At 63.9% G+C, this 15,942-nt stretch carries 16 protein-coding genes; 5 read left to right on the top strand and 11 right to left on the bottom strand.

All coding sequences use genetic code 11. The features are described 5' to 3' along the window. Nucleotides 1–34: 34 nt before the first annotated feature. The 5 genes from cpaB to PCO31110_RS07775 all read right to left on the bottom strand — a co-directional run bounded on the left by cpaB (nt 35) and on the right by PCO31110_RS07775 (nt 2,900). Nucleotides 35–1,054 carry a Flp pilus assembly protein CpaB gene (gene cpaB / locus PCO31110_RS07755; RefSeq protein WP_150690064.1) on the bottom strand — a complete coding sequence of 340 codons (1,020 nt, stop codon included), beginning with the start codon at nt 1,052–1,054 and terminating at the stop codon, nt 35–37. A gap of 128 nt (nt 1,055–1,182) precedes the next feature. Continuing rightward, nucleotides 1,183–1,659 carry a TadE/TadG family type IV pilus assembly protein gene (locus PCO31110_RS07760; protein WP_010808822.1) on the bottom strand — a complete coding sequence of 159 codons (477 nt, stop codon included), beginning with the start codon at nt 1,657–1,659 and terminating at the stop codon, nt 1,183–1,185. Between the two features lie 192 nt (nt 1,660–1,851). Continuing rightward, nucleotides 1,852–2,325 (bottom strand): A24 family peptidase, encoded by a 474-nt coding sequence (locus PCO31110_RS07765; RefSeq protein ID WP_081636189.1) that lies wholly within the window; start codon nt 2,323–2,325, stop codon nt 1,852–1,854. 19 nt (nt 2,326–2,344) lie between these two features. Next, nucleotides 2,345–2,554: a Flp family type IVb pilin gene (locus PCO31110_RS07770; protein WP_010808820.1), complete on the bottom strand. Its 210-nt coding sequence runs from the start codon at nt 2,552–2,554 to the stop codon at nt 2,345–2,347. Between the two features lie 160 nt (nt 2,555–2,714). Beyond that, nucleotides 2,715–2,900 carry a Flp family type IVb pilin gene (locus PCO31110_RS07775; protein WP_010808819.1) on the bottom strand — a complete coding sequence of 62 codons (186 nt, stop codon included), beginning with the start codon at nt 2,898–2,900 and terminating at the stop codon, nt 2,715–2,717. Nucleotides 2,901–3,777: 877 nt separating this feature from the next. Here PCO31110_RS07775 and PCO31110_RS07780 point away from each other — a divergent pair. The 5 genes from PCO31110_RS07780 to PCO31110_RS07800 all read left to right on the top strand — a co-directional run bounded on the left by PCO31110_RS07780 (nt 3,778) and on the right by PCO31110_RS07800 (nt 9,202). Beyond that, complete coding sequence (locus PCO31110_RS07780) at nt 3,778–4,059, top strand: hypothetical protein (protein WP_150690065.1); 282 nt, start codon at nt 3,778–3,780, stop codon at nt 4,057–4,059. A 31-nt stretch (nt 4,060–4,090) separates the two neighbouring features. Further along, entirely contained in the window at nt 4,091–5,674 is a 1,584-nt protein-coding gene (locus PCO31110_RS07785; RefSeq protein ID WP_246189773.1) for a collagen-like triple helix repeat-containing protein, read from the top strand. Nucleotides 5,675–5,943: 269 nt separating this feature from the next. Next, entirely contained in the window at nt 5,944–7,125 is a 1,182-nt protein-coding gene (locus PCO31110_RS07790; protein WP_010808816.1) for a collagen-like triple helix repeat-containing protein, read from the top strand. Between the two features lie 67 nt (nt 7,126–7,192). Next, nucleotides 7,193–7,924 (top strand): MarR family winged helix-turn-helix transcriptional regulator, encoded by a 732-nt coding sequence (locus PCO31110_RS07795; protein ID WP_010808815.1) that lies wholly within the window; start codon nt 7,193–7,195, stop codon nt 7,922–7,924. Between the two features lie 33 nt (nt 7,925–7,957). Beyond that, a complete protein-coding gene (locus tag PCO31110_RS07800; RefSeq protein WP_150690066.1) occupies nt 7,958–9,202 on the top strand; it encodes a collagen-like triple helix repeat-containing protein in 1,245 nt (414 codons plus the stop codon). A gap of 261 nt (nt 9,203–9,463) precedes the next feature. On the opposite strand, the gene PCO31110_RS07805 is transcribed toward PCO31110_RS07800, so the two are convergent. From PCO31110_RS07805 to odhB, 6 genes are all read right to left on the bottom strand, one after another. Beyond that, nucleotides 9,464–9,946: a DUF2147 domain-containing protein gene (locus tag PCO31110_RS07805; protein WP_010808813.1), complete on the bottom strand. Its 483-nt coding sequence runs from the start codon at nt 9,944–9,946 to the stop codon at nt 9,464–9,466. Nucleotides 9,947–10,134: 188 nt separating this feature from the next. Continuing rightward, nucleotides 10,135–10,608 (bottom strand): DUF2147 domain-containing protein, encoded by a 474-nt coding sequence (locus tag PCO31110_RS07810; protein WP_051126169.1) that lies wholly within the window; start codon nt 10,606–10,608, stop codon nt 10,135–10,137. A gap of 38 nt (nt 10,609–10,646) precedes the next feature. Next, nucleotides 10,647–11,270 (bottom strand): DUF2939 domain-containing protein, encoded by a 624-nt coding sequence (locus tag PCO31110_RS07815; protein WP_010808811.1) that lies wholly within the window; start codon nt 11,268–11,270, stop codon nt 10,647–10,649. A 614-nt stretch (nt 11,271–11,884) separates the two neighbouring features. Next, nucleotides 11,885–12,982, bottom strand: a complete 1,098-nt coding sequence (gene zapE / locus PCO31110_RS07820; protein ID WP_010808809.1) for a cell division protein ZapE — start codon at nt 12,980–12,982, stop codon at nt 11,885–11,887. Between the two features lie 94 nt (nt 12,983–13,076). Further along, the gene (gene lpdA / locus PCO31110_RS07825) at nt 13,077–14,507 is read right to left on the bottom strand and encodes a dihydrolipoyl dehydrogenase (RefSeq protein WP_150690067.1); all 1,431 of its coding nucleotides are present in this window, start codon (nt 14,505–14,507) and stop codon (nt 13,077–13,079) included. A gap of 103 nt (nt 14,508–14,610) precedes the next feature. After that, nucleotides 14,611–15,873 (bottom strand): 2-oxoglutarate dehydrogenase complex dihydrolipoyllysine-residue succinyltransferase, encoded by a 1,263-nt coding sequence (gene odhB, locus PCO31110_RS07830; protein ID WP_010808807.1) that lies wholly within the window; start codon nt 15,871–15,873, stop codon nt 14,611–14,613. Nucleotides 15,874–15,942: the final 69 nt, after the last annotated feature.

Consider the following 15,942-nt stretch of genomic DNA (forward strand, 5'->3'; position numbering starts at 1 on the left):
CACAACATCTGCTACATCAGCAAGTTCAGTCGTTTCAATAAGACGCCGTGGTGCGCTCCGCGCCGCGCACGACCTCGATCGTGCCGCCACCGCCACTTCGGCCCGGTGCGCGAGGTGCGGCCGCTGTCCGGCGCACCGGTTCCCCGGCGAGCCCTGTCGTGGCAATTCCCGCGTAGGCCCGGTTCTCTGGCGTATCGAGCGCCGCCTTGTCGTCACCCTTCAGCCCAGACTTCCCTGCGAGCACCGGCGGTGGCGACGGGAACAGCGACGTGTCGGGCGTGGCATCGTCGCCCGGATTGCGCAGTGCCAGCATGATCTTGCCTTGCTGTGTGCCCAGTACCACACGGTTGACGTCGGCCACCGGCACGGCCACGACCGCAGCGGTCGCCGGCATGGGCGGCTGAGTATTCCCGGCCGGTGCAGGCTGCGGTGGCGGCGTGGTCGTCGCGGCCTGTACGGTAGACACCACGCTCGGCGCGGCGGGTGGCGGCGTTACATCGTCGAGCGATGCGTTGCCGTAGCTCAGCACCCGCACGCGAGACGCCAGCAGACGCGACTGTGTATCGTCGATCAGCCCCCCGGGCGTTCCTGCCGGTTGCGTGGTCTTCATGGTGAAGAAGACGTCCACGTAGTCGCCCGGACGGATGCGGTGACCGACACCGACGGTTTCGGTCACCGGAATGGCCACGGCACGCTCGCCGGTTGCGAGCTGCAACGCCAGGCCGCGGGCGAGCGTGTTTTGCGTGACAGGCACACCGGCTGCGAGGGCAACGAGCGGCACCCGTCCCACGACGTCGGCCGGGTTCGTGAAGGCGCCCACCGTCTGGCTATCGAACTGTTCGAGCTTCACGCCGTCTGCGCCGATGGGTTGGCCCGGCGAAAGCGACTTGGCCGCCACCACGGCCGGATAACGCTGCGTGAGCGTCTGTGTCACCGGTGACGGTGCCGTGGCCGGCGCCGGTGCGTTAGTCGTCCCGAGGCGCAGCGCAAAGAGCGCCAGCAGCACGCCGGCAACAACCAGCACAGCAGCAATAATCTTGGTGGCTTTGTTCATGGCTTGGGGCCTGTCGGCCGTTCAGTCACAACTTGCGGGACGCCGGCGGACCGGCGGCATGACAACGGGCAAAACCTCACATCGCTTTGTCGCTTGCGCTACGAATTCAACATCTGCTCAACCCCGGCTCAACTCCCGCCCAGCGTAGACGTATCCAGCGTGATGGCTGCGGTACCCACAATGTTCTGCGGCACCAGGTTAGTCAGCCCAGGCCAACTGACAGTCATCGGCTGCGTCAACGTCAACGTAACGCGTACGATGCATTGCGAACTGCTGTTGGTGGCCGACGCCGGGCATGGCGCACTCGCGTCCGACGCGAAACTGGCGGTCACGACCGATGCCGACGGCCAGGTCAGCGTGCTGTTGATCGCCTGCGTGGCGTAGGCCTGACGCTGCGACATCGTGCCGGCGCGCAGCATCGCCCGGCCGGCCTCGGAGGCCGCCTGGGTGAGCATCTGTCGGGCAAGGATATTGATGGAGAACGAGACGGCGACATAAAACGCGGGCAGCAGAATCATCAGGATGAGCATGAATTCCAGTGCAGCGACGCCGCGCGAGTTCGCGCATCGCAGCCTTGCTCCTGCCTGTGCCCCAGACCATTTCATGACGACACTCCCCGTCGCGCACGGCACTCTGTGGCCGTGTTTGGCGACGCATTGGTACAACCCATTTGCGCGGCGTCGCCCGCGCCTCCCGTTTTGCGGTGCTGCCTGAAGCAACACTCGTCACCTCTGCGCTTCTTTACCTCTTGTTCCACGCGGCTCACGCCCTGCTCTGCCGCGCCGCACCTCCTGCGCTCACCTCACCACCAGCGCCGCTGCGGCCAGATACGCCCCATAGGGCAATCCGATACGCCCGGCCCGCCAGTGCAAAACCCGTTGCCAGACACGCGAGGCGCTCAGCGCGTCGCACCCATGTGCCAGCCACTTCAACCGTCCCGTCAACAGCACCAGCGCATGTACGCCAGCGGCGACACTGGCCAGACACCACACCGGCAGCAGCGCCGGATAACCCGCCACCAGACCGATCAACGCAAAGAGTTTGACGTCGCCGCCTCCCATTACGCCGCGCCACCAGAAAGGTAGCAATACGATCAATCCCAGAAGGGCACCCAATCCGTGCACCCACAACACCCGAGGCTCGCCATGCCATGCCCGCCACGCAATCCAGACCAGTGCCAATGCCCCCACACACAGTAGCCAGACATTCGGAATACGACGTGCAATCAGGTCGGTGATCACAATTGGCACGCATAACAACCACAACAGCATCAGCACAGCGTATCTCGCATCAATGAGAGGCAGCCGACGTGGCCGCCGACGTCACCGTGCTGAAGGCGCTTGACAACACGTCGGTGAGATTCGTGAACACCGTTGTGCCAATCACCACTGCCACGATGGCGGCCAGAATGCCGTACTCAAGCGCCGTGACACCGCTTTGCCGCGACAGTCTGCGCTGCCGCCCGGCCCCGCCTGCTTGCCTGCCCCGCATGATTCGCATGATTCGCCCTCGCGAATACAGCCTTTCATCGCGCTGAATGACGCCGTCAACCGAACGGTGTCCTTCCCTATATCGCCAGCGTGTCTCTGGGTTGCATGCACATTGCATGCTGGCACTTGTTACTGCTGACTGGCTTCATACGGCCCGCAAGACAAACGCGTCAGCCACCCGCGGATGTCACCGCCGACGACAACTTCGAGAAGATCTGACTGAACGTCGTAGTCAGGCTGCCGTAGACCGTGCCGCCGATCACCACCGCTACGATTGCGGCGAGGATGCCGTACTCCAGTGCCGTCACGCCTCGCTCGTCGCGTGCAAATAGTCGAAAACGCTTGCTGAGTTTCATATCACCCTCCCTCAAATAGGTGCCAGGCGCCCGCTGGCATGCATGACGAGAAGTCACCGGCCTTGCGGTCGTGTGGCATTGGCTCGCCATTTCGCTTATTAACTCTTGACTTCGGCCTCGGGTTCACTGCGCCATAAGGCTTGCGAACCTCATTTATGTTGCACGCCAACATTTCTTTACTTGTTGGAACAGCCTTTGCTGCGGCGTGCTATTTTTTTCGATGCTAATTTAATCTAAAACACAAAAAATAGAGCATTACTTCCAATCACCCTCAAAAACGCAATAAAGCGTTACTCAGGTTGCCCAAACAATACTCCAAAACCAGGTAATGCAACCCTCATGAGGGAAAACCATGATTATTGCAGCACCACACACCTCAAGGCGACAGCTACCCATACGCGCAGCACCTATTTAAATAACTATTCATTCATTGCGCGTCTGATCCGGAAAAAGCCAAGCGTCGCGCGCTACTACTTCCAATTACGGCGCGCGCATCGTTTTCTCCGCTCGGGTATTACCCGAATCGCTCACACCCCATCATATTCACCACCTTCCAAAGTCAATTTCGCCAGTGGCGTTACGTAACGTTCTCCGTAACACACCCCGTAACGGGAACAGCAATTCACCTGAAATTCGCTGTTTCCCGATGGCGTTAACCCTGCCCCACCTTCTTCGGACGACCACCGATCTCTCGATCAAAAAGATTCTTGTTTTCTGAAACGCAAATAAATACAGGCTTTCAGCCAATTACCCAGAAAACTAGAAGGCTTATTCAAACCTGAATTCAGAGATTGGCACAGCTCTTGCGGATATCCCTGCATCGCAACGCTAAAGATCGCCGGGGGACACCATGATCATTGGCAATACAAAACAAACGATGCAGCCCGCAGCCGAGCGGCAACGCATCGCGGCGATGCAGCGCAGCGCTGCTGCCGAAAACGATCGTAGAGGCGCAAGCCCAGGGAGGGGCGGTGCAGAAGGCGGTGGCGTACGCGCCACCGCCACACCGACCGACGCAGCCAACGCTCGCAGCACCGGCAACACGAATTCGGCCCAGGCGATGACGGGCCCCGATAGCGCAGTGGTCAACGCGCTCCTGTTCGCACTCATCGCACAACGCATGAACGCCCGACTGGCCGCGCAAGACGCGCTCGTCTGAATACCAAATAGACCAGATAGAGGACACCACCATGAACAACTTCCAACGCAACCTTCTCGCTTCCGCCTGCCTTCTCGCCGTCATTACGATGACCGGTTGCGCCAGCTCCGGCTCGGGTGGCACCAGCGGCTCTCTCGGGGATGGGGGTGGCACCACCGCTGGCACCACCGCTGGCTCCGGCGGTGGCGGCGGCACGGGCGCCGGCACTGTCCCCGACGGTTCGGGGACCGGCGGCAACGGTAGCGGCGGCGGGAATGGAAACGGCAATGGCAATGGCAACGGAAATGGGGATGGCGGCACGGGCGTTGCGACCAACCCAATCGGCACCGTCGCCGGTACGGCCAGCACGGGGGTCGTGACGCAAGTCGGCAAGACCGTCAGCAGCGTTGGCACGACGCTCGCCGGCACCCAACTGCCGCTGCTCAGTTCGCAAACACAAAGTGGTCTGGCGGGTGCCGTTGTCTCCACCGGCAACGCCGTACAAACGCTCGGCAACGGCCTGTCCGACGGTCTGGGCAAGCTCGGTTCGGTAAAGGACCCGCTCAATCCGACGCTCGCCAGCGTAGGCGGTGTGGTCTCGAACCTCGGCACGGCCGGCACGCAACTGGGCAGCGCCGTCGCAGGCCTCGGCCAGACGGGGCCGCTGGGTAACACGCCGGTCAACGGCGTTACCACGCTGCTCGGCGGCGTCGTGACGTCGGTCGGCAAGGCAGGTGAAGCCCTCGGCGGCGGACTGACGCAAACCATCACGAGCGGTCCGGTGCAACAACTGACGTCGGCGCTCTCGTCGGCCATCAACCCGATCACGAACGTTGTGACCAACACCACGCAAACGCTTGGCAACGCCACGGGTGCCGGTACGCCTGTCGCAGGTTTGCTGGCTCAGGTCGGCGGGGGTCTGGCAGGTGTCGGCACCAAGATCGGCGGTCAGTTCAACAACCCGATCGCGGCTAACGTCGGCGGCATCGTCGCGGGGGTCGGCAACACGGTGGCCAGCCTTGGCGGCGTCGTTCACGGCACCCCGACGAGCGCCAACCCGCTCGCCCCGCTCACCTCGGCCCTGAGTGGCCTTGGTGGTCTCGGTGGCGGCACCGGCTCAAGCCCGCTCGCCCCAGTCACGAACCTGTTGTCGGGCCTGACGGGCGCGCTCGGTGGTGCCACCGGCGGTGCCCCGGGCAGCAACCCGCTCGCCCCGGTCACGAACCTCGTCGCCGGGCTGACGGGGGGCCTCGGCGGCGCCGCTGGCGGAGCCTCGGGCAGCAACCCTCTCGCCCCGGTCACGAACCTCGTCGCCGGTTTGACAGGCGGCCTCGGCGGTGCCGTTGGCGGTGCCTCGGGCAACAACCCGCTCGCCCCGGTCACGAACCTCGTCGCCGGTTTGACGGGCGGCCTCGCTGGCTCGCTTCCGGCAGGTGCAGGCGCTTCGGCAAGCGCCGGTGGCACGTCGGCGGGTGCGGGCGGCTCGGCCTCGGGTGGCGTACTCGCACCGGTCACCTCGCTGCTCGGCGCCGTGACGGGTGCGGTCGGCGGCGCCACGGGTTCGGGCAGCAGCAACGGCGGCCCGCTCGCACCAGTGACCGGCCTGCTTGGCGGGCTGCTCGGCGCAAAGAAGTAAGCCGGGGCCCAAGACCCGACGACGTCATCCAGATGGCCGCTCGATCATGACCCGCGCGATTCCTCCGCCCGTCTGCGACCGCCGCGATCCGGCCCTCGCCCCGATGCCCACGCATCGGGCCAGGCAAGTCCGGCTCCGGCGCACCCCACACGCCGCGCTCACACAATGGCATCACAGCGAGCGGCCCCGGTTCCTCAAGTGGAAGTCACCACCTCACCGCGCGACACGTCGCCGGCAAACATTCAGAACGATCAAGGGAGATAGCCATCATGTCCAACGCACTTCAACGCACCCTCCTGGCCTCGGCCGCCATCGGCGTCATCGCCCTCACCGCCTGCTCCAGCGGCGGTGGCGGCAGCGGCGCTACCTCGACCGGTGTCACGGGTACCCCAAACGCAGTCGGCACAACGGCGAGCGGCGCAGGCGGCGTCGTGAGCTCCGCAGGTAACATCGTCAGCGCCTTGGGCGATCAGGTCGCCAACACCCAACTGCCGCTCGTCTCGCAGCAAGCCTCGCAAGGCTTCGGTGGTGCACTCTCGAATACCGGCAAAGCCGTCACCGACCTCGGCAATGGTGTGAGCAATGGCCTCGGTCAATCGGGCACCTCCGCTGACTCGGTGGGCATCACGCTCGCCAGCACCGGCAACGTTGTCACCGATCTGGGTCAGGCGGGTGTGTCGTTGGGCAGCGGTGTCGCCGGAATCGGCAAGAGCGGCCCGCTCGCCGGCACCCCGGTCGATACGCTCACCGGTGCACTCGGCAACGTCGTCGGTACCGTCGGTCAAGGCGGCATCGCCGGCGGTGCGATTTTGAAACAGGCCTTCTCGGGCGGCCCGGTGACGCAGGTCACTTCCACCCTCTCGGCCGCCGTCAATCCAATCACCAATGTGCTGTCGGACACCACGCGCACCGTGGGTAACACCACGGGCCTCGGCGGTCCAGTGCAGAACCTGCTGACGGTACTGGGCGGCACGGTCAACACCGTCGGTTCGACGATCAAGGGCACGTCGCCGAATCCAGTCGTCGGCGCACTGGGTAACACGGTGATCGCCACTGGCAACACGGTCTCCGGCCTCGGTGGCTTCGCGAATGGTCAGACATCCACTGGCTCGTCGAATCCGTTCGGCTCGCTGCTCGGCAATCTCGGCACGACCACGGCAGGTGGCGGGGGCAGCGCGTCGAACCCGCTCGGCTCGGTCACGGGCCTGCTCGGCGGACTTGGCGGCTCGGGCGGCGGCAGCCCGCTGGCCCCCGTCACGGGCCTGCTCGGCGGTCTGAGCGGCGGCAGCGCATCGGGCGGCAGCAGCAGCCCGCTGGCTCCCGTCACGAACCTGCTCTCGGGGGTGACGGGCGCAGCCGGCGGCAGCTCGGGGGGTGCGGCCGGCGGTCTCGGCTCTCTGCTTGCGCCAGTCACCGGCCTGCTCGGCAGTGTGGCGAGCGTCGGCAAGTAATCGCCCGCCCAACGTTGCATTGCGCGCTGCGCGCATGCACCACCCGAGTCATCGATAAGGAGATGCCATGGCCCGCTTCATTCCCGACACCGGCGTTCTAATGCGCGGTCATGGCGAATCCGCCCCGCAAATTTCCGAACCCGTGGCAGTGCGCGAAACCGGCGACGGTTTCGCGAATGGCCACAGCCATCACACGTACGGCACCGAGTCGAGTGCCGCCTCCGGGGCGACGTCGACTGCCTCCCCGCTCAACGCAACGCACGGCACCATGAGCGATCGACATACGAACCGAAACGAACTTGTCGCCGGCATCGTCCGCTCGCTCGGACGCCGGCTCGCCGTGTACACCGCGCTCTATCACTCGGCGCTTGCCGAACAGCTCGGCCTGAACGTCACCGATCTGAACGCCCTCGATCTGATTCTCGAACTCGAATCGATCACTGCCGGCCAACTCGCCGAACTCATGGGTGTGAGTTCCGGCGGCATTACCACGGTCATCGACCGGCTCGAACGTGCAGGCTTTGTCGAGCGTGAGAAAAATCCGCACGATCGCCGCATGGTGATGATTCACCCCATCGAAGCGCGTTGTGCGCAGATCGAGCAGTTCCTGTCCTCGGTGTCGCGTGAGCTCACCGCAGTGAGTGCCGCGTACGACCACAGCGAACTCGCCGCGATTCACGATTTCCTGGTGCAGAGCATCCGCACCCTGAAGAGCGAAACCTTCCGTCTTCGTTTCGAGGCCGATCAGGACATCGCCGGTCTTGTCTCGAACAGCCGGGGCGCGTCGACCAAGGTCTGAGCGCGCGGCAGTGCCTTAACGAGGAGAAACGTCATGTCGAAGATTCTGCGCCCCACGTTGCTTGCTGCGATGGCGGCGGGCATCGTCAGTGTTACCGGCTGCTCCAGCTCGGGAGGCGGCAGCGGGGCCACGGCCAACACCCCGGCCAACCCCGCGAACCCGACGAATCCGAACTCGCCGGCCAATCCTACGAATCCGACGACTCCGGCGACCACCAGCAATGGTGTGGCCGCCTCGGTCGGCTCGGTGGTCAGTGCCATCGGCAATCAGGTCTCGGGCACGACGATTCCCGGGGTGTCGCCGCAGGCCACACAAGGCTTCGGCGGCGCGCTCACGCAAACCGGCAACGCCGTCACGGATCTGGGTACCGGTATCGGCAACGGGCTCGGTCAACTCGGTAAGTCCGGCACCGATCCGGTCGGCATCACGCTCGCGAGTACGGGCGGTGTGGTGTCCGATCTCGGCAAAGCCGGGGTATCGCTGGGCGGCGGCGTCGCCAGTATCGGCAAGAGCGGCCCGCTTGCCAACACGCCCGCCGATACGCTCACTGGTGTGCTCGGTACCGCCGTCGCCACCGTCGGTCAGGGGGGTGTGCAAGGTGGCGCGGCGCTCACTCAAGCCCTCACCAGTGCCCCCGTCGTGCAAGCGACAACGGCGCTTTCGTCGGCGATCTCGCCGATTACCAATACGGTGGTAACGACGACGCAGACAGTCGGCAACACCACCGGTCTCGGCGCGCCTGTCGCCGGCCTGCTCGGCACGCTGGGCGGGGCATTGAACTCGGTGGGCACCCAGGTCAAGGACGCAGCACCGAACGCCGTCGTCGCAAGCCTCGGCACCCCCCTCGCGGCGCTAGGCAACACTGTGACGAGTGCCGGCGGGCTGCTCTCCGGCGCGACCGGCACCGCGAATCCGAATGCGCTTGGCAACGTGCTCGCCAACATCGGCAATACCACCGCGACGCCCACGACGGCGAGCGGCGGCAATCCGTTGGGCAGCGTCACCGGCTTGCTCGGTGGACTCACGAGTGCGACAGGCTCGTCCGGCAGCAATCCGCTCGGCGCAGTGACTGGCCTGCTGGGTGGCGTGACGAACACCGCGGGCGGCGGCAGCGGCGGCGCGGGTAATGCGCTGGCGCCGGTCACCACCCTGCTGAGCACCGTCACCGCCCCCTTGACGACGCTGGCCAGCGCGAGCGGCGGTGGCGCGGGCGGCGCAGGTGGCCTGCTCGCACCCGTGACAGGTTTGCTGGGGGGACTCGGCGGACTCGGCAGGTAACGCGAGGCATCGAGACACCGAAGAGAATCGCGAGGGGGGGGGCGTCGGCGGGGTGCAGGCCCCAATGACGACGGCAAACCCGGACAGTGAAGCGACACTGCCCGGGCTTTGTCGTGTCTGCGCCCTGAACGACATGCCGCGTCGAATGCGCGGAGGCCGGTAGAAAAAGCGCGTAAAAAAACCCGGACTGCATCGCGTCCGGGGTTTTGTATTTTGGGCGATTGCGCAGACGCGCGTCGCACCGAAGCCGCTACGGCACGTTCATTGATCGCGGATCCACGTCTGCGTGCGACCGATCAACGAGATGCCGATGAAGCCGCGAACATCGAGCTTCTTGCCACCGTCGACCACGGTCATCTTGCAGTTGTACTCTTTGCCGTTTTCCGGATCGAGAATCTTGCCGCCGCCGTACGTGTCGCCGTCTTTACGCACGCCGCGAATGATCTGCATGCCGAGCATCTTCTGGCCCTTGCGTGCGTCGGTGCAGGCCGAGCACACGCGCTCCGGATCATCGCTTTCGCCGAGCCCCTTGGTGATGGTGCCGACGTATTCGCCATCCTTCTCCGAAATCGTCACGAGGGCTTTCGGCTTGCCGGTATTGTCGTCGATGGTCTTCCATACGCCGATCGGCGATGCATCGTCGCCCGCCATTGCCGCTTTGGCCACACCCCCCAACAGCGCCACTGCGACGAGCGCGTGAGCACCCAGACGTCGCCACGACGTCGCGTTAGAAATCTGCTTCATGGTTGTCATCCTCCCGGATACGGAATTGATTGTCGTAGGACTCGCGATAGCCGCCATTGCCACCCGGCCGCATGCGCGAGTCGCTTTGAAGATTACGCCAAAGGCGTGACGCCGTGCTGAGGAAGTCCTCTAGCCGAGAAGCGCTCCGTTCCTCTGATCGATGCCGACAATTGCGCCGGGAGGCAACGTTACTGCTCCCGTATCCAGGTCTGCGTGCGGCCTAGCAGCGAGATACCGAAATAGCCTCGAACTTCGAGCTTTTCGCCGCCGTCGACAACGCGCATCTTGACGCCATATTCGCTGCCGCTGTCCGGATCAAGAATTCTCCCGCCGGTGTATTCGTCGCTCTCCGGAGCTTTGCGCAGGCCGCGAATGATTTGCAACCCCTGAAGCTTCTTCCCCTTGCGCCAATCGGTGCAGTCATTGCAGCGACGCTCGAGCGCGTCGCTCCTGCCGAGGCTCTTGGTCAGTGCCCCCATGTATTCACCGTCTTTCTCGGAGATGGTGATAAGCGCCTTCGGGTCGCCGGTTTCGTCGACGATTCGCCATACACCGACAGGCGTCGGCATGTCCGCAGCCGCCATCGCGAAGAGCATGTTGCCCGACAAGGCAACGGCGACGCACAGACGTTGCCACAACGATGCATTCAAAATCGCTTTCAAGATGACCTACGTACCCGAGACAAGAATGAGATTGACGATTACAGGGGCGGCAAGGCAATCGCGGTCAGACGCCACTGCACGAGATTGCGGCGCGTGAGCGTAAACGTCACGACGCGCTCCGGACGGTCACTGCGCGACACATGCACAAGGAAGTGACTGAAATCCTGAAACTTGGTTCGCGTGATAGTACGCGGCGGCTCATTACCCGAGGGTGACGATGGGCTCGATTCGCTACCCGCCGAGGGTGCCTGCGGTGAACGGCTCTGCGCTTGCGGCGGCTGTGGCGCCGCATCGTGCGGGGCCGGGGCATCCGGTGCCGGCGGCAGTCCCGTGCTGTCACCGCGCAGCATGGCGGCCACGGCCTCCGGCGTCAGCAACGCCTCGACCACGCGATCCGACACCCAACCGCCCAGCGCGAGCGCCAGCGCGCCGAAGGCGTTGCCGCGTTGTTTGTCCATCTGGCGCGTGAGTTCGTCATGCAAACTCATCTTCAGACTCTCCCGAACTGCGGGATAGTCCACATACGACGACAATGCCGTGGCATCGCGGGCGTTGGCGGCGTCGCGCGCGCGCCACAAGGTGTAATACGGCGTACCGAAGAGCAACCCCAGCACCACAACCAGCGCTCCAATGGAAATGCCGGCAATTGACAGCTTACGCATCGTAAAACTCCATCGATCAAACAGCGCATGGTAGGCGACATACCACCCCCCCACCTGCTGGCTTACATTGCTTTACAAATCATTACAGCACGCCGGCTTGCGTCCTCTTACTCTCAAAGCATAGCGGCAAGACCGCGACACATACCGGCGTACGCCGATCCGGGTGGCGAGACATGTGTGCGGCACGCGGCAGTTCAACTGACAAGGAGGTGGCAACATGCGTCACACTCGACTTGTCCGGATAATGTGTTTCGTCATGCTGGCCGGTGCCGCTTTTTGCGCATCGGCCCGATCGTCGTCGGACGGCCGCTTTTTCCAAGGCTGGTTCGCACAAGCGGCCGATCGTCCAGACGGGCGAGGCGACAACCATGGTGGCGCACGGCCCGGACCATCACGAGCGCCGCAGCAGCAGGAAGTGCGCCCGCAGGGCGATTTGCGCGGCGATATCTACAACCATATCCGCGAACAGCGGCAACCGCCGCCATCGGCACCGCCGTCGCCCTCGCCCGACCCGAGACAGCGTCAGCGCGATCGCAATGGGCGCTAAGCGTTCATGCCAGCCATAGCAGGCATCTCCCCGGCGCCGCAGACGTCGCGGTGATTGCGGTGTGCGCTCAGGTGAGCGACGTATCCACCACGCGGCGCGGTGCCTCGAGATACTCCAGCGACTGCATCTCCACGAGACGCGACACCGTGCGCGTAAATTCGTTGGCCAGCGTACCCTCGGTGTACAGTTCCTCTGGCGGCACTTCTGCCGACATCAACAGCTTGACCTTGTGGTCGTAGAACACGTCGACGAGCCATGTGAAACGACGCGCCTCCGAGGCCATGCGCGGGGTCATCTTGGGCACATCCGACAGCACGACGGTGTGGAAGCGGTTAGCCAGTTCGAGATAGTCGTTCTGCGAACGCGGGCCGCCACACAGCGTATGGAAGTCGAACCACACGACGCCGCCCGCGCGACGCAGGGCTTTCAGCTCGCGCTGTTCGATATGCAGCAGCGGACTCTCGTCGGGCACCCCGGCGATCTCGGCAAACGCCGCGCGCAGTGCACGGTTGGCCTCGTTCCCGAGCGGATAGTGGTACACCTGCACTTGCGCCAGCGTGCGGCGGCGATAGTCGACACCGGCATCGACATTGAGCACGTCGAGTTTCTCTTCGAGCAGACGGATCGCGGGCAGCACACGATCACGATGCAGGCCATCCGGGTACAGCGTGTCGGGACGATAGTTCGATGTCATGACGAACTGCACACCGTTCTTGAACAGCTCGGCGAGCAGGCGGTGCAGGATCATGGCATCGGCCACATCCGAGACGTGAAACTCGTCGAAGCAGATCAGGCGATATCGTTTGGCAATGCGCTTGGCCAGCTCATCGAGCGGATCGGGCTGCCCTTTGAGCGCCTGCAATTGGTGGTGCACCTCGCGCATGAACTCGTGAAAATGCAGACGCGTCTTACGCTGCAACGGCACCACCGAGTAGAAACTATCCATCAGGAAGCTCTTGCCGCGACCCACGCCGCCCCAGAGGTACACGCCTTTGGGCAGATCGGGATGCACGAGCCACTTCTTGAGGCTATTCGAGCGCTTGGCCTTGTAAGCCGCCCATTCGTCATAGCACTGCTGCAAACGCTCGACGGCGCGCTCCTGCGCCTCATCGGACTGATAGCCGCGCGCGGCCAATTCTTGTTGGTAATATTCGCGAACGTTCATGCGGTGCGGCGACGGGCCGGGGGGGCAGAGAAAATCAGGAAAAAACAAAGGCGAGTTACCTCGCCTTTGTTCATACACGTCAGCGTAAAGCGGCTTACTTGTTCAGCGCGCGCTTCTCGACGTCGAGGGCAGCCTCACGCATCACTTCCGACAGCGACGGGTGCGGATGGCAGATACGGCCAATGTCTTCCGACGCGGCCTTGAATTCCATGGCCACCACGGCTTCTGCGATCAGGTCCGAAGCGTTCAGGCCGATCACGTGCACGCCGAGGATTTCGTCGGTCTTGGCATCGGCCAGCACCTTCACGAAACCGTCCGACGCGCCCATGCCCAGCGCACGGCCGTTGGCCGCGAACGGGAACTGGCCCGGCTTGAACTCACGGCCTTCGGCCTTCAACTGCTGCTCGGTCTTACCGACCCAGGCAATTTCCGGCGACGTGTAGATCACCCACGGAATGCAGTTGTAGTCGATGTGCGGCTTCTGGCCGGCAATGACTTCGGCGACCAGCACGCCTTCGTCTTCGGCCTTGTGCGCGAGCATCGGACCACGCACCACGTCACCGATCGCGTACACGTTCGGCAGCTTGGTACGGCAGTGGTCGTCCACCGGAATGAAGCCGCGTTCGTCGGTCGACAGATCGATGCTTTCCAGGCCCAGATTGTCCGTGTTCGGCACGCGGCCGACTGACACGATCAGACGGTCGACGTCGAGCGTCTTGGCGGTGCCGTCCTTGTCCGTGTAGTTCACGGTGACGTTGTTCTTGCCGGTCTTGACTTCGCCGACCTTCACGCCGACGTTGATGTCCAGACCCTGCTTCTTGAACTGCTTGGCAGCTTCCTTGGCAACGCCCGCATCGGCGGCGGCCAGGAATTCCGGCATGGCTTCGAGCACGGTGACTTCGGCACCCAGACGGCGCCACACCGAGCCCAGTTCCAGACCGATCACGCCAGCGCCGATCACACCCAGCTTCTTCGGCACGGTGTCGAACGAGAGTGCACCTTCGTTGTCCGAGATGAGCTTGTTGTCGACCGGCATGCCCGGCAGGTGACGCGCCTTCGAACCCGTGGCGATGATGACGTTCTTGGCGGTGACCGACTCAGGAGCCTCGCCCGACACGTCGATCTGGTAACCGCCGTCGCTCTTGGCGGTGAACTTGCCGTGGCCCTTGAGCCACGTGATCTTGTTCTTCTTGAACAGATACTCGATACCGCCCGTCATCTTGTCGACGATGCCTTGCTTGCGCGTGAGCATCTTCGCGATGTCGATCTCGACACCCGACGTGGTGATACCGTGCTCGGCCAGATGATGACCGACCTTTTCGAACTCTTCCGACGAGGCCAGCAGGGCCTTCGACGGAATGCAACCGACGTTCAGGCAGGTGCCGCCAAGCACCATCTTGCCGGCCGGGTTGGTCCACTTTTCGATGCAAGCGACCGAGAAGCCAAGTTGCGCGGCGCGAATGGCGGCGATATACCCACCAGGGCCAGCGCCGATAACGACTACATCAAATTCTTTATTTGCCATTTTGAGACTCAGTGAAGGTTGACGGCAGGGAAAGGCGCGGTGCGCCGGCCACATGGCGCATGCAGCGCGTGGCCGGCCAACACCGCGCAGTGCGCGCTAACGCTTACAGGTCGAGCAGCAGGCGAGCCGGATCTTCCAGCGCTTCCTTCATGGCGACGAGGCTCAGCACGGCTTCGCGGCCGTCGATGATGCGGTGGTCGTAGCTCATGGCCAAGTAGTTCATCGGGCGGATAACGATCTCGCCGTTCTCCACCACAGCGCGGTCCTTCGTGGCGTGCACGCCCAGAATGGCCGATTGCGGCGGGTTGATGATCGGGGTCGACAGCATCGAGCCGAACACACCACCGTTCGAGATCGAGAACGTACCGCCGGTCATTTCTTCGATCGACAGCTTGCCGTCGGCAGCCTTCTTGCCGTACTCGGCGATCTTCTTCTCGATGTCGGCCAGGCTCATCTGGTCGGCATTGCGCAGGATCGGCACCACCAGACCACGCGGCGAGCCGACAGCGATACCGATGTCGAAGTAGCCGTGATAGACGATGTCGTTACCGTCGATCGAAGCGTTCACGGCCGGGTACTTCTTGAGCGCGTGGACAGCGGCCTTGACGAAGAACGACATGAAACCCAGCTTCACGCCGTGTTCTTTCTCGAACTTGTCCTTGTACTTGTTGCGCAGATCCATCACCGGCTTCATATTGACCTCGTTGAACGTGGTCAGAATGGCGTTGGTCTGTTGCGATTGCAGCAGGCGCTCGGCGATACGGGCGCGCAGACGCGACATCGGCACGCGCTGTTCCGGACGGCCTTCCAGCGACGTGTCGCGGCCCACCGGGGCGGACACCGACGGCAGCGCGGCACGCGGTGCCGGTGCAGGAACCGACGAAGCGGCGGCAGCCGGCTTGGCGCCAGCGGCCAGGGCGTCGCCCTTGGTCACGCGACCGTCACGGCCCGAGCCGGCGACGTCGGTCGCCGACAGGTTCTTCTCGGCCAGCACCTTGGCAGCGGCCGGGCTGGCGATCCCCCCCGAAGCACCACCGGCTGCGGCAGCCGCGGCCGGGGCAGCGGCGGCCGGCGCAGCGGCTTCCGCCGGCTTCGCGGCGACCGGTGCGGCAGCGCCTGCCTTGGCTTCGGTGTCGATCTTGGCAATGATCTGTTCCGACGTCACGGTGTCGCCTTCGCCGGCGCTCACCTCGACGATCACGCCAGCGGCGGGCGCCGGCACTTCGAGCACGACCTTGTCGGTCTCGACTTCGATCACGGTTTCATCTTGGGCGATGGCTTCGCCGACTTTCTTCTTCCAGCCGAGCAGCGTGCCTTCGGAAACCGACTCGGAAAACTGGGGGACTTTGACTTCAACAATGGCCATTTCTGGATCCTGGATTCGATAAACGTTCAATTCGGAAATACGGCAGCGGCCGTCCTTGGGGGAGGACGA

The sequence above is a fragment of the Pandoraea communis genome (genome assembly GCF_902459745.1).
Taxonomy (GTDB): domain Bacteria; phylum Pseudomonadota; class Gammaproteobacteria; order Burkholderiales; family Burkholderiaceae; genus Pandoraea; species Pandoraea communis.